This window comes from Pseudomonas fluorescens (genome assembly GCF_000802965.1).
Taxonomy (GTDB): domain Bacteria; phylum Pseudomonadota; class Gammaproteobacteria; order Pseudomonadales; family Pseudomonadaceae; genus Aquipseudomonas; species Aquipseudomonas fluorescens_A.
Genome location: NZ_JSAK01000001.1, coordinates 1 through 22,053, shown reverse-complemented (window position 1 = coordinate 22,053; position 22,053 = coordinate 1). Strand labels below are relative to the sequence as shown.

20 protein-coding genes and 1 pseudogene are annotated in these 22,053 nt (G+C 58.3%); 7 read left to right on the top strand and 14 right to left on the bottom strand.

What is annotated here, in order from left to right; all coding sequences use genetic code 11:
• Positions 1-56: 56 nt before the first annotated feature.
• Positions 57-386: pseudogene (locus tag NL64_RS00100) on the bottom strand (hypothetical protein); the annotation flags it as partial.
• Positions 387-528: 142 nt separating this feature from the next.
• Here NL64_RS00100 and NL64_RS00095 point away from each other — a divergent pair.
• Both NL64_RS00095 and NL64_RS00090 read left to right on the top strand, forming a co-directional pair.
• Complete coding sequence (locus NL64_RS00095; protein WP_034146139.1) at positions 529-1,320, top strand: dienelactone hydrolase family protein; 792 nt, start codon at positions 529-531, stop codon at positions 1,318-1,320.
• A 174-nt stretch (positions 1,321-1,494) separates the two neighbouring features.
• Positions 1,495-2,220: a 4'-phosphopantetheinyl transferase family protein gene (locus NL64_RS00090; protein ID WP_216594555.1), complete on the top strand. Its 726-nt coding sequence runs from the start codon at positions 1,495-1,497 to the stop codon at positions 2,218-2,220.
• 83 nt (positions 2,221-2,303) lie between these two features.
• Here the strand turns inward: NL64_RS00090 and NL64_RS00085 are convergent, their stop codons facing one another.
• Both NL64_RS00085 and NL64_RS00080 read right to left on the bottom strand, forming a co-directional pair.
• Positions 2,304-3,914 carry an ATP-binding protein gene (locus NL64_RS00085; RefSeq protein ID WP_034146137.1) on the bottom strand — a complete coding sequence of 537 codons (1,611 nt, stop codon included), beginning with the start codon at positions 3,912-3,914 and terminating at the stop codon, positions 2,304-2,306.
• Positions 3,911-4,633: a winged helix-turn-helix domain-containing protein gene (locus tag NL64_RS00080; protein WP_034146136.1), complete on the bottom strand. Its 723-nt coding sequence runs from the start codon at positions 4,631-4,633 to the stop codon at positions 3,911-3,913. Before NL64_RS00080 ends, NL64_RS00085 begins: the two co-directional genes overlap by 4 nt.
• 733 nt (positions 4,634-5,366) lie before the next feature.
• Between NL64_RS00080 and NL64_RS00075 the strand changes: the two genes are divergently transcribed.
• Positions 5,367-8,261 carry a ribonucleoside-diphosphate reductase subunit alpha gene (locus tag NL64_RS00075; RefSeq protein ID WP_034146135.1) on the top strand — a complete coding sequence of 965 codons (2,895 nt, stop codon included), beginning with the start codon at positions 5,367-5,369 and terminating at the stop codon, positions 8,259-8,261.
• 410 nt (positions 8,262-8,671) lie between these two features.
• Here NL64_RS00075 and flgE read toward each other — a convergent pair whose 3' ends face one another.
• The 6 genes from flgE to NL64_RS00045 all read right to left on the bottom strand — a co-directional run bounded on the left by flgE (position 8,672) and on the right by NL64_RS00045 (position 13,784).
• Positions 8,672-10,015 (bottom strand): flagellar hook protein FlgE, encoded by a 1,344-nt coding sequence (gene flgE / locus NL64_RS00070; protein WP_034146134.1) that lies wholly within the window; start codon positions 10,013-10,015, stop codon positions 8,672-8,674.
• A gap of 31 nt (positions 10,016-10,046) precedes the next feature.
• A complete protein-coding gene (gene flgD, locus NL64_RS00065; RefSeq protein ID WP_034146133.1) occupies positions 10,047-10,769 on the bottom strand; it encodes a flagellar hook assembly protein FlgD in 723 nt (240 codons plus the stop codon).
• A gap of 15 nt (positions 10,770-10,784) precedes the next feature.
• On the bottom strand, positions 10,785-11,228 hold the full coding sequence (gene flgC, locus NL64_RS00060) for a flagellar basal body rod protein FlgC (RefSeq protein ID WP_034146132.1): 444 nt from the start codon (positions 11,226-11,228) through the stop codon (positions 10,785-10,787).
• Positions 11,229-11,231: 3 nt separating this feature from the next.
• Positions 11,232-11,639 carry a flagellar basal body rod protein FlgB gene (gene flgB, locus NL64_RS00055; RefSeq protein ID WP_034146131.1) on the bottom strand — a complete coding sequence of 136 codons (408 nt, stop codon included), beginning with the start codon at positions 11,637-11,639 and terminating at the stop codon, positions 11,232-11,234.
• A gap of 338 nt (positions 11,640-11,977) precedes the next feature.
• The gene (gene cheR, locus NL64_RS00050) at positions 11,978-12,805 is read right to left on the bottom strand and encodes a protein-glutamate O-methyltransferase CheR (RefSeq protein WP_007980127.1); all 828 of its coding nucleotides are present in this window, start codon (positions 12,803-12,805) and stop codon (positions 11,978-11,980) included.
• A gap of 46 nt (positions 12,806-12,851) precedes the next feature.
• Complete coding sequence (locus tag NL64_RS00045; RefSeq protein WP_034146130.1) at positions 12,852-13,784, bottom strand: chemotaxis protein CheV; 933 nt, start codon at positions 13,782-13,784, stop codon at positions 12,852-12,854.
• Positions 13,785-13,867: 83 nt separating this feature from the next.
• On the opposite strand from NL64_RS00045, the gene flgA reads away from it, so the two are divergent.
• From flgA to NL64_RS00025, 4 genes are all read left to right on the top strand, one after another.
• On the top strand, positions 13,868-14,629 hold the full coding sequence (gene flgA, locus NL64_RS00040; RefSeq protein WP_034146129.1) for a flagellar basal body P-ring formation chaperone FlgA: 762 nt from the start codon (positions 13,868-13,870) through the stop codon (positions 14,627-14,629).
• 166 nt (positions 14,630-14,795) lie between these two features.
• Complete coding sequence (gene flgM / locus NL64_RS00035; RefSeq protein WP_034146128.1) at positions 14,796-15,122, top strand: flagellar biosynthesis anti-sigma factor FlgM; 327 nt, start codon at positions 14,796-14,798, stop codon at positions 15,120-15,122.
• 48 nt (positions 15,123-15,170) lie between these two features.
• Positions 15,171-15,638 carry a flagella synthesis protein FlgN gene (locus tag NL64_RS00030; RefSeq protein WP_034146127.1) on the top strand — a complete coding sequence of 156 codons (468 nt, stop codon included), beginning with the start codon at positions 15,171-15,173 and terminating at the stop codon, positions 15,636-15,638.
• Between the two features lie 92 nt (positions 15,639-15,730).
• On the top strand, positions 15,731-16,477 hold the full coding sequence (locus NL64_RS00025; protein ID WP_034146126.1) for a flagellar brake protein: 747 nt from the start codon (positions 15,731-15,733) through the stop codon (positions 16,475-16,477).
• 65 nt (positions 16,478-16,542) lie between these two features.
• Here the strand turns inward: NL64_RS00025 and NL64_RS00020 are convergent, their stop codons facing one another.
• The 5 genes from NL64_RS00020 to NL64_RS30310 form a co-directional block, all read right to left on the bottom strand.
• Positions 16,543-17,913, bottom strand: a complete 1,371-nt coding sequence (locus tag NL64_RS00020) for an MFS transporter (RefSeq protein ID WP_034146125.1) — start codon at positions 17,911-17,913, stop codon at positions 16,543-16,545.
• Between the two features lie 69 nt (positions 17,914-17,982).
• On the bottom strand, positions 17,983-19,224 hold the full coding sequence (locus NL64_RS00015; protein ID WP_172668626.1) for a glutamine synthetase family protein: 1,242 nt from the start codon (positions 19,222-19,224) through the stop codon (positions 17,983-17,985).
• A gap of 212 nt (positions 19,225-19,436) precedes the next feature.
• A complete protein-coding gene (locus NL64_RS00010) occupies positions 19,437-20,129 on the bottom strand; it encodes a sensor histidine kinase (protein WP_034146123.1) in 693 nt (230 codons plus the stop codon).
• On the bottom strand, positions 20,126-21,730 hold the full coding sequence (locus NL64_RS00005) for a tetratricopeptide repeat-containing response regulator (protein ID WP_034146122.1): 1,605 nt from the start codon (positions 21,728-21,730) through the stop codon (positions 20,126-20,128). Before NL64_RS00005 ends, NL64_RS00010 begins: the two co-directional genes overlap by 4 nt.
• Positions 21,690-22,053, bottom strand: a 364-nt coding sequence (locus NL64_RS30310) for a hypothetical protein (protein WP_172668624.1), incomplete at its 5' end; no start/stop codon positions are given. The genes NL64_RS00005 and NL64_RS30310, both read right to left, overlap by 41 nt.

The following is a 22,053-nucleotide window of genomic DNA, read 5'->3' as shown; positions in this document are numbered from 1 at the left end:
CCCGGGCAAATCAACATCTCCAGAGGTACAAACTTGCACCTCGCTGGCTAACATGACAACGGCCTGCTGATACCCACTGGATAAGACAAATCGTAGCGGCCCATGAGATCCTCGTGGCGAAGTTTAATGCCATTGTGCGAGACCGACACATCGGCGTAGGTGGCGTAATAACCGGACTGGTTGTTTTGTTGACCCAGACTCGCGCCCCAGGCACTGCTGCTACCCGGCACAACGTCAACGCTTGAACGGCTCAGCACACGGGACTTTTTGACCTTGCCGCCGGTCTCTCCCAAGGTAAGGCTGGCGAAGTTATCGTCGGCAGCATGGGCGGCAGCACTGGCGCCCAGAACGGTGAACGCCAGAAGCAGATTTTTAAAGCCAGTCATAGGGAGTTTCCTCATGCGCTGTTCGCTTTTTGGGTACGGGCAAGATTACCCACCCCGCCCTGAACTCCCCCTGAACGCAGACTGAACCTAAGCTGAATCAACTCGACCCGAGTGTTTCCATGTTTGAACAGGAGATTCGACCATGCGCATGTTCCTCGCTTTCCTCTTGCTGGCCTTGAGCGGGCTGAGTCAGGCCGCCATCAAGACCCAGGAAATCCCCTACCAAAGTGCCGACGGCACGAAGTTGGTCGGCTACTACGCCTACGACGATGCCATCCAAGGCAAACGCCCCGGTGTCGTGGTGGTGCATGAATGGTGGGGGCTCAACGACTACACGAAGCGCCGCGCCCGCGACCTCGCCGGTCTGGGCTACAGCGCTTTGGCCATCGATATGTATGGCGATGGCAAAAACACCGAACATCCCAAGGACGCCATGGCGTTCATGCAAGCTGCACTGAAAGACAGTTCTGCGTCCAATGCGCGGTTTCAGGCCGGGCTGGAATTGCTGAAGAGTCAGGCGCAAACCGACCCGAATAAAATCGCCGCCATTGGTTACTGCTTCGGTGGCGCCGTGGTGCTGAATGCGGCACGTCAAGGTGTGCCGCTGGCCGGCGTGGTGAGCTTTCACGGCGCGCTCGCGACCACTACACCCGCGACGCCCGGCAAGGTGAAAGCGAAAATCCTCGTCGAGCATGGCGCACTGGACAGTATGGTGACAGCGGATAACGTCACTGCCTTCAAGGCAGAAATGGACAAGGCCGGCGCCGATTACCAATTCGTCAGCCTCGATGGCGCCAAGCACGGCTTCAGCAATCCTGATGCCGATCGCTTGGGTCATGGCGATCATGGTGGGCCGGACATCGGTTACAACAAGGCCGCCGATGAAAAGTCGTGGGCGGATATGCAGGCGTTTCTCAAGAAGATCTTTAGCTAGCAGTACCCTTGTGGCGAGGGAGCTTGCTTTTGCTCGGCTGCGCAGCAGTCGCAAGCCCTGCAAAAGCGTTCGCCGGATTTGGGGCCGCTTCGCGGCCCAGCGGGAGCAAGCTCCCTCGCCACAAAAGCCCGACACTACTACCCAGCTACAAGGCAACCCGGCAAAATGCCCCACATGAATTCCCTCCCCGCCCTCCCCGATTTCTGTACGCCCCTGGATCCCCACTGGCCGCTGCCCTTCGTGTTGCCCGATGCGGTGCTGTTGAGTACCCACTTCGATACTTCGCAACTGGCCTACGATGATTTCCAGCGCAGCGCCATCGAAGCGCCGGCGACCATCCAACGCTCCGTCGCCAAACGGCAGGCTGAGTTTCTTGCCGGGCGGGTCTGCGCGCGGGCCGCGTTGCAGCAATTGGAAGGCTTGAATTTCAGCCCGGCCATCGGCGAAGACCGCGCGCCGGTCTGGCCGGCGCATATCAGTGGCTCGATCACCCACAGCACCGGCCGGGCAGCGGCCATCGTCGCGCAGAAAAACCATTGGCGCGGTTTGGGCATGGACCTGGAAAACCTGCTCAATGCCGAACGCGCCGAACGCCTGGCCGGGGAAATTCTCACCGCGCCGGAATTAAAGCGCATGGCCGCAGGGCCGAGAGATCAATTGGCGTTGCTGGTGACCCTGACTTTTTCGGTGAAAGAAAGTCTGTTCAAGGCGCTCTATCCGATCGTTCAGCAGCGTTTTTATTTTGAACACGCTGAAGTGCTGGAATGGACTGAGGCAGGTGAAGTACGGCTGCGACTGTTGACCGATCTGTCCGGCGAATGGCGCAACGGCACCGAGCTGGATGCGCAGTTCGGGGTCAAGGATGGGCAGTTGTTGAGTCTGGTCAGTATCAAGGCCTGAGGACGCCATCGCCAGCAAGCCGGCTCCTGCAATCTGTAGGAGCCGGCTTGCTGGCGATGGCGGCTAATCGTTCACCACGCATCTCACCGCTTCTCCTGATTCCTCGGCCAACTCAAACTGAAACACGCCCCGCCCAGGCTTTTGCTCTTGCCGATCAACGCCCGCCCGTCATGCCAATGGATGATGCGGCGCACAATCGACAGCCCCAACCCATGCCCGCCCGACGCCCGGGTGCGGCTGTCATCCAGGCGCAGGAACGGCGTGAATATTTTTTCCCAGGCCAGTTCCGGCACGCCCGGCCCGTCATCCTCGACATCCACCCGACAACGCTGCTGCCCCACCTGATAACTGATGGTGACCCGTGATTGCGCGTGTCGCATGGCGTTGCTCACCAGGTTCTGCAAGGCGCGATGCAAGTAACGCGGCTCGGCCTCGACCCAGGCGTCGTCGCAATCGGCCGCCGACAGGCACAACCCACGCTGCACCGTGACATCGGCGCGCAACGGTGCCAGCTCCTCGATCACCTGATTGACCAGCGCATCCAGATCGATGCGCTGGAAATTCAGTGCCGGCGAACCTTGCTCCAGCCGTGCATAGGTCAGCATCTCGTCCACCAATCGGTCGAGATCTTCGATGTCGTGGTCCATGCCTTCGCAGTATTTTTCCAGGGCTTGCGGCGTGGTGGCAGAACCGATCATCTCCAGCCCGAAACGCAGGCGCGCCACCGGTGTACGCAACTCGTGAGACACGGCGCGTACCAGTTCACGCTGGATCGCCAGCAGTTGTTGCAAGTGCTCGGCCATACCATTGAACGCCGATGCCAGACGCCCCACCGAGTCTGCACCGCGCGCCGGCACCCGGGTTTCCAGACTGCCCTTGGCAATTCGCGTGGCGGCGGCTTCCAACCCGCGCAAGCGACGCTCCAGTTGCCGCACCAGCAAATAGACGATCAAACCGATCAGGGTCAGGCCCAGTGCAGCAATCAGCACCAGCCACTCAGGCGGATATGGATTCATCTGATACAGCGGGCCGATTTCCAGTACCCACGGCGTGCCAACCATGCCGGCGAACACCCGGATCGAATCGCCGCCCTTGCCCAGCGCCATGACCGTATCGCCTTCGGACACCCGACGACTCTGGTCTTCGTCCATGTCGGCGTCTTCGACCGTGACCAGGCGCAAGTCGAAACCGAACCCCTTGTCCTGCTTCAATTGCGCCAACCGTACGGGTTGCTCGCCGACCGGGTATCGCACCAGTTCGTCAGTCAGCAGGTAAATGGTGGCCCGCGCCAGCTGCTCGCTGATCTGCTGGACTTCGCCCGTGAGCACCAGCTGTTCCTTGTCGCTGACCAGCCGGTAAACCTTCGCCGCATGCGGACCGGTCTGCTCAACCAGCGCCTGGCCGCGCAGCACGCGCGTGCGCTGCGTGAGGTCGAGGTCGGTCTGGTTAAAGGTTTTCAGCGCCAGCGGAATACCCAGCAAACGCTCCCACACCAGCAAGGCGCGGTGGCGTTCGGTCTGGTTCATCGGTTGCAGATTGTCGGCCATCAGCGAAAACGTGCCGTGGGCCAGGCGCTCGCGGTACTGCTCGCTGCGCACCTGGTTGAGCATGTGCAACGCCAGCACGCCCAATACCGCCACCAGAATCAGCGCGGCGCACATGCCGCCATAAATACGCAGGAAGATCGAGTTCACAGGGTTGGGTCTACGCAGGCCTCGGGAACGAACAGGTAACCTTTGCTGCGCACGGTCTTGATCAGCCGTGGGTGATCCGGGTCGTCGCCAATTTTTGGACGGATGCGCGAGATACGCACGTCGATGGAACGGTCCTGGCCGTCATAGCCGATGCCGCGCAGCGCGGTGAAGATTTCTTCCCGGGACAGAATGCGTCCAGCGTTGGACACCAACAGCCAGAGCAGATCGAACTCGGCACTGGTCAGCTCGATACCGTTGTCATTCAGCCAGGCTTCGCGCAATGCGTTGTCCACCACCAGCGGGCCGAATTGCAAGCGCCGTTGTTTTTCCGGGGCCGCCTCGGGCGCTTCGCTGCGTCGCAGCAACGCCTGGATACGCGCCAACAAAAGACGCGGGCGCACGGGTTTGCAGACATAGTCGTCGGCGCCCAGGTCGAGTCCGAGGATCTGGTCGGTGTCGTCGGTGCGGGCGGTGAGCATCAGGATCGGGCCGTCATAGCGATCACGCACCTTGCGGCAGATGCTCAGGCCATCTTCGCCGGGAAGCATCAGATCAAGGATCACCAGGTCTGGCTGCTCCTTGATGATGCGCGCCGCGGCCAGGGCGCCATTGCCCTCGATCGACACACGCAGGCCGTTGGCTTCCAGGTAATCTCGGGTCAGTTCGGCCAGACGCTGGTCGTCTTCCACAATCAATACCTGCCACGCTTGCTGCTCCACGGGTGACCTCTTCTTGCCAATAACACTAATAAGGAAGGATCCGCCCGTCTTTTTGTAATGATTGGGGAGGATAAAGTGCATACATGCTGGCCGATTGTATAAACGTCGCCCGCGCAGAACACAAGCCGCTAAATGCGTTCGGACACGGCAGATTTTTGTGATAGGGTTCGCGCCCTTAAAAATCTGCCCGGCCGTTTTCGCTCGTTGAAAATCGATGAAAAAAGGTCCGGTCCAGCAGCATCGCGGCCTACACGCCGATTCCATCTTTCACACACAATTTACGCACAGGTTTATCCACAGGTAGTACGTTGCAATGCCCCCCCAAAACGCATTATCTTGTACCCCGGCGTGAAAAAAACCCTAGATGTAGGGTTTTACGCAAAAAACCAAACACAAACCAGACACCAATTTCAAGCGCTTTTATTGCCTCTGTCCGGTTGAACCAAACGTATTTTCGAAAGACCAAACCGCGCGTGCGGATGGCTACTGTATTTCGGCCCAAAAGGGTGAAAACGGTACGGGTGTTGCAGTCCCCAACTGTCACCTCAAAGGACCCCGGTCTTGCGCCTCTGGCGTGAGACCAAAGACTTCGGCATGGAAGCGGCGCCCATATAGCACCCTTCCTACTGTCCCGAAGTTGTTATGCCCGGCACTCGCCGGTTGTAGTGCTTCAGGACGGAACGGTGGGCACCGTGATGGTGCCCAAACAAACATAGAGAACGTGGAGACACCCATGCAAACCGACACAACTCGCGAGAACCCGCAGGGCACCTTGCCGCAGGCCGCTGATTCGAATTCGGATCTGTCCGCCACCGCGCCGGGCCAGCTTCGCGTGATCAAGCGTAACGGCACTGTCGTTCCTTACACCGATGACAAAATCACCGTCGCTATCACCAAGGCGTTTCTCGCAGTTGAAGGCGGCACCGCTGCCGCTTCGTCGCGAATCCACGACACCGTTGCCCGCCTGACCGAACAGGTCACCGCCACCTTCAAGCGTCGCATGCCATCGGGCGGCACCATCCACATCGAAGAAATCCAGGACCAGGTTGAACTGGCCCTGATGCGTGCCGGCGAGCAGAAAGTCGCCCGCGACTACGTGATCTACCGTGACGGTCGTTCCAAAGAACGCGCTGCCCACGCCCCGGCCGAGGAAGCGGTCAACGCTCACCCGTCGATCCGCATTACCCGCACCGACGGTAGCCTGGCACCGCTGGACATGGGTCGCCTGAACACCATCGTCACCGAAGCGTGCGAAGGCCTGGAAGAAGTCGATGGCGACCTGATCCAGCGCGAAACCCTGAAAAACCTGTACGACGGCGTGGCCCTGACCGACGTCAACACCGCCCTGGTGATGACCGCCCGTACCCTGGTCGAGCGTGAGCCGAACTACTCGTTCGTGACCGCCCGCCTGCTGATGGACACCCTGCGTGCCGAAGGCCTGGGCTTCCTCGGTGTCGCCGAGAGCGCGACCCACCACGAAATGGTCGACCTGTACGCCAAGGCCCTGCCGGCCTACATCGCCAAGGGTATCGAATTCGAATTGCTGAACCCGATCCTGGCCACTTTCGACCTGGAAAAACTGGGCAAGGCGATCAATCACGAGCGCGACCAGCAGTTCACTTACCTGGGCCTGCAAACCCTGTACGACCGTTACTTCATCCACAAGGATGGCGTGCGTTTCGAACTGCCACAGATCTTCTTCATGCGCGTGGCCATGGGCCTGGCGATCGAAGAGAAGCAGAAAGAAGACCGTGCGATCGAGTTCTACAACCTGTTGTCGTCCTTCGACTACATGTCGTCGACCCCAACCCTGTTCAACGCCGGTACCCTGCGTCCACAGCTGTCCAGCTGCTACCTGACCACCGTGCCGGACGACCTGTCGGGCATCTACCACGCGATCCACGACAACGCCATGTTGTCGAAATTCGCTGGCGGCCTGGGCAACGACTGGACGCCGGTTCGTGCGCTGGGTTCGTACATCAAGGGCACCAACGGCAAATCCCAGGGCGTCGTACCGTTCCTCAAAGTAGTGAACGACACCGCCGTTGCCGTTAACCAGGGTGGCAAGCGCAAAGGCGCTGTGTGTGCCTACCTGGAAACCTGGCACATGGACATCGAAGAGTTCATCGAGCTGCGCAAGAACACCGGTGATGATCGCCGTCGTACCCACGACATGAACACCGCCAACTGGATCCCTGACCTGTTCATGAAGCGCGTCTTCGATGACGGCAAATGGACCCTGTTCTCGCCGTCTGAAGTTCCAGACCTGCACGACCTGACCGGCAAGGCCTTCGAAGAGCGTTACGAGTACTACGAAGCCCTGACCGAGTACCCGGGCAAGGTCAAGCTGTTCAAGACCATCCAGGCCAAAGACCTGTGGCGCAAAATGCTGTCCATGCTGTTTGAAACCGGCCACCCATGGCTGACCTTCAAAGACCCGTGCAACCTGCGTAGCCCGCAGCAGCACGTCGGCGTGGTCCACAGCTCGAACCTGTGCACCGAGATCACCTTGAACACCAACAAGGACGAGATCGCCGTTTGCAACCTGGGTTCGATCAACCTGCCGAACCACATCGTCAACGGCAAGCTCGACACCGCCAAGCTGGAACGCACCGTGAACACCGCCGTGCGCATGCTCGATAACGTGATCGACATCAACTACTACTCGGTGCCGCAAGCGAAGAACTCCAACTTCAAGCACCGTCCGGTCGGCCTGGGCATCATGGGCTTCCAGGACGCGTTGTACCTGCAGCACATCCCTTACGGTTCCGACGCTGCCGTCGAGTTCGCCGACAAGTCGATGGAAGCGGTCAGCTACTTCGCGATCCAGGCTTCCTGCGACCTGGCTGACGAGCGTGGCGCCTACGAGACGTTCCAGGGTTCGCTGTGGTCCAAGGGCATCCTGCCGCTGGATTCGCAACAGATCCTGATCGAAGCCCGTGGCCAGAAGTACATCGACGTTGACCTGAACGAAACCCTGGACTGGGCACCGGTTCGCGCCCGTGTACAAAAAGGTATTCGCAACTCCAACATCATGGCCATCGCACCGACCGCGACCATCGCCAACATCACTGGCGTATCGCAGTCGATCGAACCGACCTACCAGAACCTCTATGTGAAATCGAACCTGTCGGGCGAATTCACCGTGATCAACCCGTACCTGGTTCGCGACCTCAAGGCTCGCGGTCTGTGGGACTCGGTCATGATCAACGACCTGAAGTACTACGACGGTTCGGTGCAGCAGATCGAGCGCATCCCGCAAGAACTCAAAGAGCTCTACGCGACTGCGTTCGAAGTGGACACCAAGTGGATCGTTGACGCGGCAAGCCGTCGTCAGAAGTGGATCGACCAGGCTCAGTCGCTGAACCTGTACATCGCTGGCGCTTCGGGCAAGAAACTGGACGTGACCTACCGCATGGCCTGGTACCGTGGTCTGAAAACCACTTACTACCTCCGCGCCCTGGCCGCGACCAGCACCGAGAAGTCGACCATCAACACCGGCAAGCTGAACGCTGTTTCCAGCGGCGGCAACCACGGTGACGATTCGGTCCTGGCTGCTCCAGCCGGTCCTGCTCCAGTGCCGAAGGCTTGCGCCATCGACGAGCCGGATTGCGAAGCTTGCCAATAAGCTGAGCCGGTAGGCGCCGCAAGGCGCTTATCTAAAACCCCCGATCAGTCCTCTGGATTATCGGGGGTTTTCTTTTTGTAGGAGCCGGCTTGCTGGCGATCCAGACGCCGCGGTCATTCAGGCAGACAGCGTCATCGTTTATCGCCAGCAAGCCGGCTCCTACACATTTCAGGGCATGTGATGTAAGCGCCGTATTGTGCTCACCTGAAACCCCCGATGAGCTTCTGGCTGATCGGGGGGTTTCTTTTGCCTTCTCTTTAAGATCAAAGGATCGCAGCCTGCGGCAGCTCCTACATTGAAATGCGATCCACCTGTAGGAGCTGCCGCAGGCTGCGATCCTTTGATCTATCACCCACAAAAAAGCCCCTCTTGCGAGGGGCTCCTTGTGCAGCGTTTTCAACTAACCCGCATCAGGTCATCTGAATGATGGTCTGCATGATGGTGCTTTGGGTGGAGATGGTCTTGGCGTTCGCCTGGTAGTTGCTCTGCGCCTTGATCAAATCGACCAGCTCGTTGGTCAGGTTGACGTTGGACTCTTCCAGGGAGTTGGAAACGATCTGACCCAAGGATCCGGTTTCCGGTGCGTCGTAACCAGGAATGCCCGATGCGTAGGTTTCCTTCCAGCTGGTACCGCCTACTTGCTGCAAACCTTGCTCGTTGGTGAAACTGGCCAACGAAATCTGGCCGATTGGCTTGGTCTGGTAGTTGCTGAAGTTGGCCAACAACACACCGCTGCCGTCGATGGTCAGGCTGGTGATCTGGCCAGTGGCATAGCCGTTCTGCGCCGGAATCGAACGTGCAGTGTCGGCGTTGAATTGCGTGGTGTTGGCCATCGAAATGGTTACACCCGCCGGGTCGGCGCTTGCACCATTGGCGGTCCAGACACCATCAGTGACGGAGCCCGGAGTCCAGTTGGTGATTTTCAAGTCGCTACTGATAATCGGCGCAGGCGTCGGAACGGTCGGCGGAACGGTTGGCGGAACCGGCGTGCTGACCGAAACCAGTTTGCCGCTCGAATCGAACGACATGGTCGAAGGAATCGGAGCAGTCACGGCAGGGTCGCTGCCATCCGGGTTGCGACCATCGATCAGGGTGTAGGTTTGCCAAGTGTTCGGACCCGTCTTGACCATGTACTGGTCCATGTCGTGCTGGTTACCCTGGGTATCGAAAACCGGGGTAGTGAACTGCTTGGTGTAAGTGGCTGGCTTGCTCGGGTCGAACTTGTTCGTGGCAACCGTCTGGTCAATTACCTCAGCCGTGGAGTTCAGGTTGATCGTCGACGACACGCTGTTGGTGGCCTTTGGGGCCAGGTTAGAGGTATCGATGCGCAGGTCAGTCAACACGCCATTGAGAATCTTGCCATTGGCATCCACGCCGTAGCCCTGCAAACGCGCAGTGCCGTCGGTGTTGGTGACGTAACCTTCCTTGTCGGTCTTGAAAGTACCGGCACGGGTGTACGTCAGCGCGCCGTTGTTGCTCAGCACGAAGAAACCCGAACCCTGGATACCCATGTCGAGCACGTTGCCGGTGCTGTTCACGTCACCCTGGCTAAACTGTTGGGAAACGTTGGCCAGACGCACGCCGTTACCGACGGTCTTGCTGCCGGTACCCAGTTTGGTCGCTGAGTACACGTCTTCGAATTCTGTACGGGACGACTTGAAACCTGTGGTCGCGACGTTGGCGATGTTGTTGCCGGTCACGTCCAGTTGTTTGTTGGCTGCATAGAGACCGCTAAGGCCGATGTTGAAAGACATATTCCACTCCTTTATGCCGTGCTAGTCGGCTCTATATACCAATGGTTTGCACTTTGGACAGGGCGATGCTGCCCAGTCCGGCCAGATTGAGCATCAACTCACCGCCGGTCTGGCTGATGGTCACGCTGTTGACGGTCGCTGGCAGGTTGGTGATCAGCGATACGGCCTGACTGTCGATGGTGGTCGAAGCGGCAAAGGTGTAAGTGCCCGAGGCTGCAACCTCACCCGCGTCGTTCTTGCCATCCCAGGTGAAGTCGGCGTTGCCGGCACTTTGGGAGCCCATGTCGATGGTGCGTACCACCTTGCCATCCGCGTCGGTGATCTTCAGCGTGGCGCTCGACACCGCCGACGGCATTGCGACCGTACCCTTGAGGGGCTTGGAAGTGTCGACCACCGCCTTGTCGCCTGGAGCAATGACCGTACGCCCAACCAGCGACGAGGCCTGCAATGCCTGGGACGAGTTGTAGTTACTGGCGATACCCGTAACGGTGTCATTGAGGGTGGTGATCCCTTCCAGGCTACTGAATTGAGCCAACTGCGCCACAAACTCGCCGTTGTCCTGGGGCTCCAGCGGGTTCTGGTTTTTCAGCTGCGTTACCAGCAACTGCAGGAACGCGTCCTTGCCCAGGGCTTGTTTGCCCGTGGCGCTGCCGGTTGCCCCTGCCAGACCGTCCGTCGTGGTGTTGGTCTTGACCGAAGAGTTGGCCAGGATGTCGTTGAGGCTCAAACCGCTGGTGGTATCGGTAACACTCATCTGAGTCGCCCCTTATCACTGACCGAGGGTCAGGACTTTCTGCATCATGGTTTTGGCGGTGTTCATCATTTCGGCATTGGTCTGGAACGAACGGCTCGCGGAAATCATGTCGGCCATTTCCTCAACCACGTTGACGTTCGGGTAGTAGACGTAACCCTTGGCATCGGCCGCCGGATGGTTCGGCTCATAACGCGCTTCAAGATTGCTCTGATCTTCGACCACGCCCATGACCTGCACACCTTGGCCGGCCGCGTCCTGGTTCTGGAACAGCGAATCGCTACCGCCACTCTGGCCACCCTGGAACATGGTGGCGAACACCGGGTGACGCGCACGGTAGGTCTGATCGATGCTCGACGAGACCGTCTCGGCGTTGGCAATGTTCGAAGCAACGGTGTTCAAGCGAGTGGTCTGCGCACTCATGCCGCTACCGGCAATGTTGAAAACACTGGATAGAGACATGACTTACTCTCCGCGCAGGGCTGACACCAGCCCTTTGAATTTGCTGTTGAGCAGGGTGAAGCTGGCCTGGAAGCCGACGGCGTTTTCCGCGTAGTTCGACTGTTCCAGTTGGGCGTCCACGGTGTTCTGGTCGATCGACGGTTGCATCGGCGTGCGATACATCAGCGACTCATCGCCATTGCCCAGGCCTTCGGCTTCGATGTGACGGCTGTTGGTCATGTTCAAGGCGAACGTGCCGTTCTTGGCCTTATCGTTCTGCGCCTCGAGCACTTTCGAGAATTCCAGATCCCGCGCCTTGTAGTTCGGGGTATCGGCGTTGGCGATGTTGTTGGCCAGGACTTCGGCACGCTGGGCGCGGAAGCCCAGTGCCTTTTCGTGAATGCCGAGCGCTTTATCGAAGCTGATGCTCATGTCGGGAAACCTTCGGGTGACCTGATTTTTCGTACGATGAACATAGCAAGCGTCATGCCAATTCAAAAAAGCCCATAAACCGGGGCTTTGCGGGCAGTGGCAACGCGGCAATGCCAGAAAAGCGGCAACCGGCTTCCGCTGGATGCCGCTTTTCTGCCGCTTGGCCTCACCCTGTAGGAGCCGGCTTGCTGGCGATGAACGATGACGCGGTCTGTCTGGATGACTGCGGCGCCTGGATCGCCAGCAAGCCGGCTCCTACATGCGGTGTCAGTTGGAAATCATCGGGCAAAAAAAACGGGAGTCTTTGAGGACTCCCGTTTTTGATGACACCGAATGAATCATTTCGCCTGGTAGATAATCCCCGGGCTGCACTGGACCATCTGGTAATGATCGGGCAATCCGTTCAGCGCTTCGGAAGCACCGAGGAACAGATAACCGCCGGGCTTCAACGTGCTGTGGATACGCAACAGGATGTCCTTCTTAACCTCGGCGGAGAAGTAGATCAGCACGTTGCGGCAGAACACGATGTCAAACTTGCCGAGGCTCGCGTAGCTGTCCAGCAGGTTGAACGAACGAAACTCCACTCGACTCTTGATCGGCGCCTTGATAGCCCAGCGACCCGGCCCTTTCGGATCAAAGTAACGCTGCAACCGCTCCGGCGACAGACCACGACCGATGGCCAGGCTGTCGTACTCGCCGGTCTTGCAGTTGTTCAGCATGGTACCGGACAGATCAGTGGCAACGATCTGCACGCCCATCCTCAACTGGCCCATGTTGACCCGCTCGAACTCGTCGATGGACATCGACAGCGAGTACGGCTCCTGACCCGACGAACAGGCCGCCGACCAAATCCGCAAGCGCTGGCCGGGACTGGCCTTGATCGCCTCGGGCAGCACTTTGTTCTTCAGGACTTCAAATGGATAGGTGTCACGAAACCACAGGGTTTCGTTGGTGGTCATGGCATCCACTACCTGCTCACGCAAACCGCTGCGCGGCTGGGTTTGCATGCGCTGGACAAGCTCACCCAACGACTTGATGCCTTGCTGTTCCATCAGCTTGTTGAGACGGCTCGAGACCAGATACTGCTTGTTTTCACCGAGCAAAATGCCACAGGCTTTTTCCAGGAATACCCGGAACTGTTCGAAATCCAAATTACCCGTAGACAATGCTGCCGCCTCTAAAATCGTGTTGACTGCCAGGGACCGAACGCCCCTAGTTGATGTCTGCTGCTTTAATCCGGTCGACTACCCGGGATGCCAGGTCATCAGGTCGGAATTTGGCAAGGAAGTCATCGGCACCGACCTTCTTGACCATCGCCTGATTGAACACACCCGACAACGAAGTATGCAGGATGATATGAAGCTTTTGCATGCGAGGGTCGTTGCGGATCTCGGCCGTCAGCGTGTATCCGTCCATCTCCGGCATCTCGATGTCGGAGATCATCATCAGGAACTCTTCTTCCGGCTTCTTCCCCTCGTCGACCAGTTTGCGCAGGTAATCCAGCGCTTGCCGGCCGTCGTTCAACGCCACCACTTCGACACCGACCGTTTGCAGGCAACGCGTGACCTGCTTGCGCGCCACCGACGAGTCATCGACCGTCAGCACGCGCAAGGACAGCGCCTTGTGCTGGGTTTCGACATCGACCACACCCACGGAAATCGCTTCCGGCGTCGGCGCCACTTCCGCCAGCACCTTCTCGACGTCGATGATTTCGACTAACTGATTGTCGACCCGAGTCACTGCCGTGAGGTAGTGATCGCGCCCGGTGCCCTTGGGTGGCGGATGAATCTCTTCCCAGTTCATGTTCACAATGCGCTCCACCGAACGCACCAGGAAACCCTGGGTCTTGGTGTTGTACTCCGTGATGATCACGAAAGGATTGTTCTTGTCCTTCAACGCACCGGAGCCGGTTGCCATCGCCAGATCCAGGATCGGAATGGTCGCCCCCCGAATGTTCGCCACGCCGCACACGACAGGACTGGACTTGGGCATCAACGTCAATTTCGGGCATTGCAGCACCTCCCGCACCTTGAACACGTTGATCCCATACAGCTGCTGGCCGTCGAGACGGAACAACAACAGCTCAAGGCGATTCTGCCCCACCAGTTGCGTGCGCTGGTTCACCGAATCCATTACACCAGCCATGCCCAGACTCCTAAACCAACGCTAAGTGTTGTTGCGACGCACATTCATCACTAAACGGCACGGCGCTTGCTTTTTATCTCTTCATGAACACAGAACCGACATTTTCCCGACGCCTGACCACGCTCTACCGCAAATGCCTCGGCGTGTTGGCGGCTGTGTGCCTGTTCAACGCTGGCAGCCCTGCCCTTGCTGACGCGGTTACCTTGCCTGACATGCTTATCGGCGTCACCCAGGGCTTTCTTGAATTCACCGTAGAGGACTATCTGGCAACCAGTCAAACGGAAGGTCGCTATGAAATCCAGGTCAACCAGCTCGATCCACGCATGCACATGCCAATGTGCGACAAGGAATTGACAGCCACGCTGGAGAGCCCGGCCAAGCCGTTGGGGCGCGTCACGGTCAAGGTTCGCTGTGAGGGTTCGTCCCCCTGGACGGTCTTCGTACCCGCTCAAGTGCGCCTGTTTCGCGACGTTGTGACCACCGCCCGACCGCTGCGGCGCGCGGGTATCGTCGAGCCTGCAGATGTCCTTCTGCGCGAGCGCGATATCAGTCTGATCAGCCAGGGCTACCTGACCTCCGTGGATCAGGCGATCGGGCAACGACTTACCCGACCAATGGTCGCTGATCAGGTGATTACCTTGGTGAATCTCGAACAGGCGGAAGTGATCCGCAAGGGCGATCAGGTGGTGATTACCGCCCGCAGTGGTACGCTCAGCGTGCGCATGCCGGGCGAAGCGCTGGCCAACGGCGGCATGAGCGAACAGATCCGAGTGAAAAACCTCAACTCCAAGCGAGTGATCAAGGCGCAAGTGACCGCGCCGGGCCAGGTGGAAGTGTCCATGTAGGAACCTCTTTTGGTGAAGCTGTGGCGCTGACCGAGGCTGTTCCCTAAACTGTGTCCCATGCCGGGCAAACGCTGACGCGCGCACGCTCATTGATAAATGGGCCTAAAGTTTTTCAGGGAAGGGCCGAAAACATGGCAAGCGTCCAAATTCCCAGAGGTTTTTTATCATGGTCATTGATTTCAGCCGTTTGAACAGCTCCTCGTCACTTACGGGCAGTACACGTACCAGCGCCACCAAGGAAACCGCCGAAGCTGGCAACTCCGCGCCGCTGAATACCCCGGCCGAACAGGCCGGTACCGTCAAAAGCGGGGAATCGGTACATCTCAGCAATGAGGCTCAGCAGTTGCAAAAGGTCACTGATACGCTGCGCGATCAGCCTGTCGTCGACAACGCCCGCGTGGCCGAGTTGAAAGCAGCGATTGCCGATGGCAGCTACAAAGTCGACAGCAACCGTGTAGCCAGCAAACTGCTCAACTTCGAAGCCCAGCGCTAGGCCACGGCCGGCGCCAGGCTTTTGGACGCTTAAAACCCAAGGCCAGCCATGCACGACACTAATTTATTGCAACTGATCACCGACGACTTTGCTCCAGCGCAACATTTGCTCGAGCTGCTGCAGACCGAGTCCCTCGCCTTGCATGGCCGCGACATGCCTCTACTTGAAGATGTTCTCGCGCAGAAACAGGCGCTGATCATTTTGCTCGAACAGCATGGCCGCAAGCGCAGTGAAATTCTTGCCAGCCTCAACCTGCCGACCAACCGTAGCGGTTTGGAGCAACTGGCAAGCCAGTCGAGCGTTGGTGAGGCGTTGCTTACGCAAAGCGATGTACTGACCGATCTCCTGGCCCAGTGCCAAGCCACCAATGCCAGCAATGGCCAGTCAATCCTGGTGCAGCAAGCTGCCACGGCTACCCAGCTGAAAATCCTCACCGGCGGCGAACCTCCCGCGCTCTACGATGCCAGCGGATCATTCTCCAAGCTTGTGAAACCGCGCCCGCTCAGTCAGGCTTAAGCCGGTCGATGAGCCCCCTCTATCAAGTCGCGAAACATGCTGGCAATATGCTGGCTCGCCGTAGTCAAATTTTGTCTGGAGATTGATTAACCGTGTCCAATGCCTTAAGTGCGGAAGATTCTCCGCAGCCACCCAAGGTGCTCAGCACGCCTCTGGAAATCTCCAGCAACCTGCGCCAGTTGCACGAAAGTCATGACCCGCTAATCATCACCTTCAACGAGCGCAGCCAGCGCTTCCAGACCTATCTGGTGGCCGTTGACCGTGACAGCAACATGATTGCCATGGACGAGATGATTCCGCGTGACGGCGAACGCTTTTTGATGGCCGGCGAGCCGTTCAAGATCGAAGGCTTCCACGAAGGCGTGCGAATTGCCTGGGAAAGCAACGGTCCGATGACCCTCGACGAATCCAGTGGTAGTCGCTGCTACCGTGGCACCCTGCCCGACGAGGTGGTCTACCACCAGCGTCGCAATGCGTTCCGTGCTGCCTTGAAGCTGGCCCAATTGGTCGATGTCGATCTGGATGGCGAGAAACTCAAGACGCCGATCAGTGGCAAACTGCTGGACATCTCGGCCACCGGTTGCAAACTGCGCTTCGCCGGCGACATCACTGGCAGTCTGCAATTAGGTCAGGTCTACGACCGCTTCATGGCCGCCCTGCCTTTCGGCAATATGACGGCGCCGGTCGAACTGCGTTATCTGCATTTCGAAGAAAAGATCTCCACTACTTTCGCCGGTGTACGCTTCCATAACATGAGCGGGCTGGTACAGCGCCAGGTCGAGCGATTCGTCTACCAGTTGCAACGCGAAGCGCGGCGCTTCGACAAAGACGATTTCTGATACAGCAGTAAAAATAAAAAACGGGCAGTCCCTTGCGGTGACTGCCCGTTTTTTATGCCTGGATTTTAAGGCCGGGCTTCAGTGAAGCTTTGCTCTCGACCCGCGTCAGGGTCTTTCGGTTGAGGATCGCTTTCAGGTTCGGCCTCCGATTCAGGAGTCATCTCCGGATCGACCGGGTTCTGCATCTGATCCTGTACCACCTGCTCATCGACCCGCGGATCGAGGCAAGCCACCAGCGGCGAGCTCGACATACTGTCCGGCATGGCGACGTGATGCAGCGGCGCGTCGTCCACCTGATGCAGATTGGTCACCGCTTTCGGGCGGATTCGCCACACCAGCACCAACGCGAAGAAGCTGAAAAATGCATAGAGCATCTGGCTGCCGAACAGCTTCATCAGCACGCCAGCGGCCAGCGGACCGATGCTGGCACCAACGCCGTAGGTCACCAGCAACATTGCCGTCAGTGATACCCGACGGTCCGCCTCAACGTGGTCATTGGAGAACGCTACCGCCAGCGGATAAAGGCAGAACTTCACCAGCGAGCAGAGGAACCCGGCGATAAACAACACCTCAAGTGGCACCTGTTTCAAAATCGCCAACGGCAACGCGGCAAGGGCCAGTATCAGCGCAAAACAGCGGATCAACAGCGCCCGGTCATAACGGTCGGACAACCAGCCCAACGGCCACTGCACCAGCAGACCGGCAAAAATGCAGCTACCCATGAACAGACCGACCTGCTCCGTGGACAACCCTTGCTGCGAGGCATACAGCGGCGCCAGACCGTAGAACGAACCGATGATCAGCCCCGCGCCCAGCACAGTGCTCAGCGACTGCGGCACGCGCTTGATGAAGAACCGCGGCTCCATCGGCGCCGGATGCAATGGCGCCGGGTGAATTCGCCGGGTCAGGGCGACAGGCACCAGACACAGGGCAAAGCACAGCGCGACCAGCATCAACAGTTCCAAACCCAGCCCTGGGTGCATGACCAGAATCAACTGACCCAGCACCAGCCCCAGGTACGAGGCGATCATGTAGCCGCTGAACACCGCACCACGCTGCGAAGCTTCGGCCTGCTCATTGAGCCAGCTCTCGATGACCATGTACTGGCACATCATGCCAAGGCCGACGATGACCCGCAGGAATAGCCAGGCGGGCAACCAGTCGACCAACCCATGACCGAGCACCGCCGCGCCGACGATCCCGGCGCAGGCGGAATAGGCCCGGATATGCCCGACCCGGGCAATCAGGCGATGGCCGATCTTGCCGCCCAGCACCAGGCCGAAATAGTTGGCCGCCATCAACGCACCGACCCACAAACTGTCGACATTATCAGCCGCCAGGCGCAAGCCCAGGTAAGTACTCAGCAAGCCGGAGCCGATCAACATCATCAGCGAGGCGAAATACAGCGCTCGAAAGGGTTTCCAGATTTGGCGCATCGGCGTTCCGAGCGGCTCCTTGCAGTGAGAATCGGGCTACCGAAAAGATAGCCCCATATAGACGGTGCGTCAGGCCTGGGCTGCTAGAACACGCCGTTCCCAGGGAGTAATTTCATCATAGAAACTGGTCAACTCCATGGTCTTCGAAGCGATGTAGCCTTCGATGAACTCCTCGCCGAACAGTTCCTTCGCCAATTGGCTACGTTTCAGACGTTCAAGTGCTGCATGCAAGGTACAGGGTAACGAAAGATTGTCCGGCACTTCGAATTCGCCCTGGATCGGCTCACTCGGCTCCAGTCGGTGCTCAATGCCATGCAACCCCGCGGCCAGACTCGCCGCGATCGCCAGATACGGGTTGGCATCAGCCCCAGGCAATCGGTTTTCGACCCGACGAGCGACCGGCGAACTGGCCGGAATGCGCAACCCGGCCGCCCGATTGTCATGGGACCAGCAGGCATTATTCGGTGATGCGAAGGGATGGCACAAGCGCTGATACGAGTTCACGTTCGGTGCAAACAGCGCGGTGAAGTCCGCCATTGCGGCCTGCTGGCCGGCGATGAAATGACGGAACGTCGCCGTCGCCTGACCGGCCTCGTCACTGAACACGTTTTGTCCGGTGCCGATATCGACGATGCTCTGGTGAATATGCATCGAACTGCCTGGCGTATGCGCCAATGGTTTGGCCATGCAAACCACGATCAAACCGTGCTTGAGCGCAATTTCTTTCAGCAAATGTTTGAACAGGAATGTCTGGTCGGCCAGCAGCAGCGGATCGCCATGCAGCAGGTTGATCTCGAACTGACTGACACCCATTTCGTGCATGAAGGTATCGCGAGGCAGGCCCAACGCGGCCATGGCTTCATAGACCTCACTGAAGAAAGGCCGCAATCCGTTAATGGAACTGACACTGAACGCCGAATGCCCCTCCTCACGACGGCCATCCAGGCCCACTGGCGGCAGGAAGGGTTGAGTCGGGTCGGTGTTGGAAGCAAAGACAAAAAACTCCACTTCGGTCGCCACCACCGGCGCCAAGCCAAGAGTCGCGTACCGAGCGATGACTGATTTGAGCAGGCCACGCGTCGAGAGACTGGAACTTGCGCCGGTCAACTCGTCCGCATCACAAATGGCGAATGCGCGCGGTTGCGTGCTCCAGGGCAATCGATGGATCTGCGCTGGGTCTGGAACCAGCGCCAGGTCACCATCATCACTACCGTAAAAACGCGCTGGCGGGTATCCGCCCATGATGCATTGCAGCAGTACACCCCGCGCCATCTGCAAACGCCGTCCTGCAAGGAAACCCTCGGAGGTCATCACCTTGCCCCGTGGCACGCCATTCAAATCCGGCGTGACACATTCAATCTCATCAATGCCCGTCAATCGCTGAGCGAGTGAACCCAGGCCATCGGTTGTCATGACGCAATCCTTGTTGTTGTACGGGCCGCGAACGGCGACCCGTACAAAATAGGCTCCGCGTGTTCAGAATATCAAGCAGGTCGAGAACAAAATGTAGAAGCTGCGTTTTTTCAGGGCAGGTAGAGATTGAAGACGCCACCACCCAAGGGGCCGCCGTTGCTGATTTCGGTGCGCCCGCCGACACCATTACGCTGATGCAACGCTGCAATCCGGCCGGCAAAATACAGACCCAACCCGGTACTGCCGCTGCTGTGATTAATGCCTTGTACGTAATCGGCCTGACGCTCAATCATCTCGGCTGGATAACCTTCGCCATCGTCGTTGATGGTCAGCACCAGTTGCCCGGCCTCGTCACTGACGCTGACCAACACCGCATGACGCGCAAAACGAATGGCATTGTTGATGCTGTTGGCCAGCACCGAAGCGATCAATTCACGATCGAAGAAACCCAGCGGGCTCAACGGATCGACTTCGTAGGTCGCGGCAATACCACGGCTCGCGAAGACATCTTGATGACACGCCAATTGTGCTTCGATGAAGTCGTCCAGTTCGTGATAGGCAGGTTGCAGGGGCATCTGGTTGACACCCAGTTTGTAGAGGCCCAGCAACTGCACCAACAATCCGTTGAGGTGAGCGAACTCGAATTCGATCACGCCCTGTTCCGGGGTGACGCGCGCAGGGTCGGGCAGTTTCGCCAGCCATTGGCTGTGGGCCTGCATCAGCATGGCCAAAGAATTCTTCATGTCGTGCACGGTGGAAGCAATCACCGTGGAGAAATCCAGTGCCTGCTGATTGTCGTTCATTCGCCAAATGCCTTGCTTTTCAGCTTTTGATAACGTGGGTAACGTGCGTCGCTATCAGGCATCAAACCGACCATTTTCAGGCAGGTTCGACATTCTTCGAGCTCGGCCGAGGGCGCACTGGTATCGGTGCGATGCAAGAGTGCCTGCGCCATGTTCAACGCGATACTGATGTTCTTTGGCTGCAGCGCCAGGGCTTTGCGGAAGACATCCCGCGCCTCAACGAGATTGCCGGTCTTGTAGACCCGTACGCCTTGACGGTTGAGATCAGCCGCGGCATTGCCGGAATTGAGGATCGTCGGGTCATCGGTGAGCTTGGCGATGTCTTTCATGACCGCCGGATCGTCGCCGTAAATTTCCGCACAGTTTTTCAGCATCGAGGCGCCCGCTTGCGGCTTCCCGAGCATTTGCAGTTGCTTGGCCACCAATAGCGCCGCTTCGGCACTCATGAACTGCTCCATGCCGTCGAGACGCATCATGGCTTGCTCGGTGAGCTTCTCTGCGGTTTCGCCGTCATTAAGCAGCAGACTGGTGGCTTTCATCAGCCGCGCACGAATTTGCAGGCCAGGATCGGTGGGGTTCTCTTTGGCCACGGCACTCAATGTCGTATTGATTTCCAGCCGGGTCCGGGTATCCAGACCTCTTTCGCTGCCTTTGCTGATCAAGGCGTGGGCCAGCCCAAGATTACTTTCCGCATCCTTGAAGCGTGACTGGGCACCTTGCGAAACTGCCTGGCGGTAGGCTCTGGAGGCGGTGTCAAAATCTTCGTTGGTCATCGCCAACTTACCCAGTAGCGCTTGCCGACGCACCGCCAGCGGTGACAATCGAATGGCTTCCTCCAGCACGTTTTGGGCTGCCTTGGTGTCCCCTTCGGCGACCAGCACATCGGCCATCCCGTCATAGAGCGCCGGCATCATCGGGAACACCTTAAGGGCTTTTTCGTAGACACCCTTGGCTTGCTTGACCTGCCCCCGCTTGAACAGCAACTGCCCCAGACCGGCAAATGCCCACGGCAGAGGACGATCAGCAATAATGCTGTCGTACAGGCGTTCCAACGCTTCATTCTGATTCAGGTCACGCAAGGCATCAGCCCGGTATCGCAGGCACAACGGCGAATAGCGGATATCTTGCTTGCACAGGGCGATGCAGGCATTGAGCACCTCAACCGGCTTAGCCCGATCAAGCGCTTGCAGTATCGGCTTGAGCAGAGTCTTGCGCTGCACCAAACGCTCCAGGCGCTGGGCTAGTCCGGCGCGATTGAAAGGCTTGGTCAGGTAGGCATCGGGTTCGTGCTCCAGAGCACTGAGCACCATGGCCTGGCTGGTTTCAGCAGTGACCATGACGAAAACACTTTCGTGGCTGATCAACTTCTCGATCATCAAATCTTCGAGAACCTGCTGACCGTTCTTCTTGCCATCGCCCAGATGGAAATCCTGCAGGATAAAGTCGTAAGACTTCTGCGAACACATTTTCAGCGCCTGTTCGCCCGTGTCGGCAGTGTCCACATCCTTGACGCCTAGCTCCCGCAGCATGGACCTGACCGAGCTACGGAAATCCGAGAAATCATCGACGATCAAAAAACTCTTTTGGTGATACGACAGCATCGAAGATTTCCAGGCAATTTAAGAAGAAGAACCGAAGGCAATAAACAAACAGGATCAGCTTCACCTGCCCATTCCGGCGCGCAGATGATAGCCAGTAGCCATAACCTATCAAGCGATTTTTCTTAAACTGCATTTTCAAAATGAAGGCAAGAAGAAGTGAAGATCGCTGTACCAAATGGTTATCGGCCGCTAGTAGCGTTCTCTTGAAGCGACAGGCGCGCATTCGCTCCGCTGAGTATCGAAACGTCGGATAGATGACGGCGTGGAAACCAGGACTGTTGCGCCACCCACTTTCCTGCGGGCAAAACAAAACCCCAACTGCT

What these genes read in the sequence shown, in the direction of transcription:
- NL64_RS00095 (WP_034146139.1), top strand. Translation starts at nt 529, where the DNA reads ATGCGCATGTTCCTCGCTTTCCTCTTGCTGGCCTTGAGCGGGCTGAGT.
- NL64_RS00090 (WP_216594555.1), top strand. Translation starts at nt 1,495, where the DNA reads ATGAATTCCCTCCCCGCCCTCCCCGATTTCTGTACGCCCCTGGATCCC.
- NL64_RS00075 (WP_034146135.1), top strand. Translation starts at nt 5,367, where the DNA reads ATGCAAACCGACACAACTCGCGAGAACCCGCAGGGCACCTTGCCGCAG.
- flgE (WP_034146134.1), bottom strand. Translation starts at nt 10,015, where the DNA reads ATGTCTTTCAACATCGGCCTTAGCGGTCTCTATGCAGCCAACAAACAA.
- flgD (WP_034146133.1), bottom strand. Translation starts at nt 10,769, where the DNA reads ATGAGTGTTACCGATACCACCAGCGGTTTGAGCCTCAACGACATCCTG.
- flgC (WP_034146132.1), bottom strand. Translation starts at nt 11,228, where the DNA reads ATGTCTCTATCCAGTGTTTTCAACATTGCCGGTAGCGGCATGAGTGCG.
- flgB (WP_034146131.1), bottom strand. Translation starts at nt 11,639, where the DNA reads ATGAGCATCAGCTTCGATAAAGCGCTCGGCATTCACGAAAAGGCACTG.
- NL64_RS00045 (WP_034146130.1), bottom strand. Translation starts at nt 13,784, where the DNA reads ATGGCTGGTGTAATGGATTCGGTGAACCAGCGCACGCAACTGGTGGGG.
- flgA (WP_034146129.1), top strand. Translation starts at nt 13,868, where the DNA reads ATGAACACAGAACCGACATTTTCCCGACGCCTGACCACGCTCTACCGC.
- flgM (WP_034146128.1), top strand. Translation starts at nt 14,796, where the DNA reads ATGGTCATTGATTTCAGCCGTTTGAACAGCTCCTCGTCACTTACGGGC.
- NL64_RS00030 (WP_034146127.1), top strand. Translation starts at nt 15,171, where the DNA reads ATGCACGACACTAATTTATTGCAACTGATCACCGACGACTTTGCTCCA.
- NL64_RS00020 (WP_034146125.1), bottom strand. Translation starts at nt 17,913, where the DNA reads ATGCGCCAAATCTGGAAACCCTTTCGAGCGCTGTATTTCGCCTCGCTG.
- NL64_RS00015 (WP_172668626.1), bottom strand. Translation starts at nt 19,224, where the DNA reads ATGACCTCCGAGGGTTTCCTTGCAGGACGGCGTTTGCAGATGGCGCGG.
- NL64_RS00010 (WP_034146123.1), bottom strand. Translation starts at nt 20,129, where the DNA reads ATGAACGACAATCAGCAGGCACTGGATTTCTCCACGGTGATTGCTTCC.
- NL64_RS00005 (WP_034146122.1), bottom strand. Translation starts at nt 21,730, where the DNA reads ATGCTGTCGTATCACCAAAAGAGTTTTTTGATCGTCGATGATTTCTCG.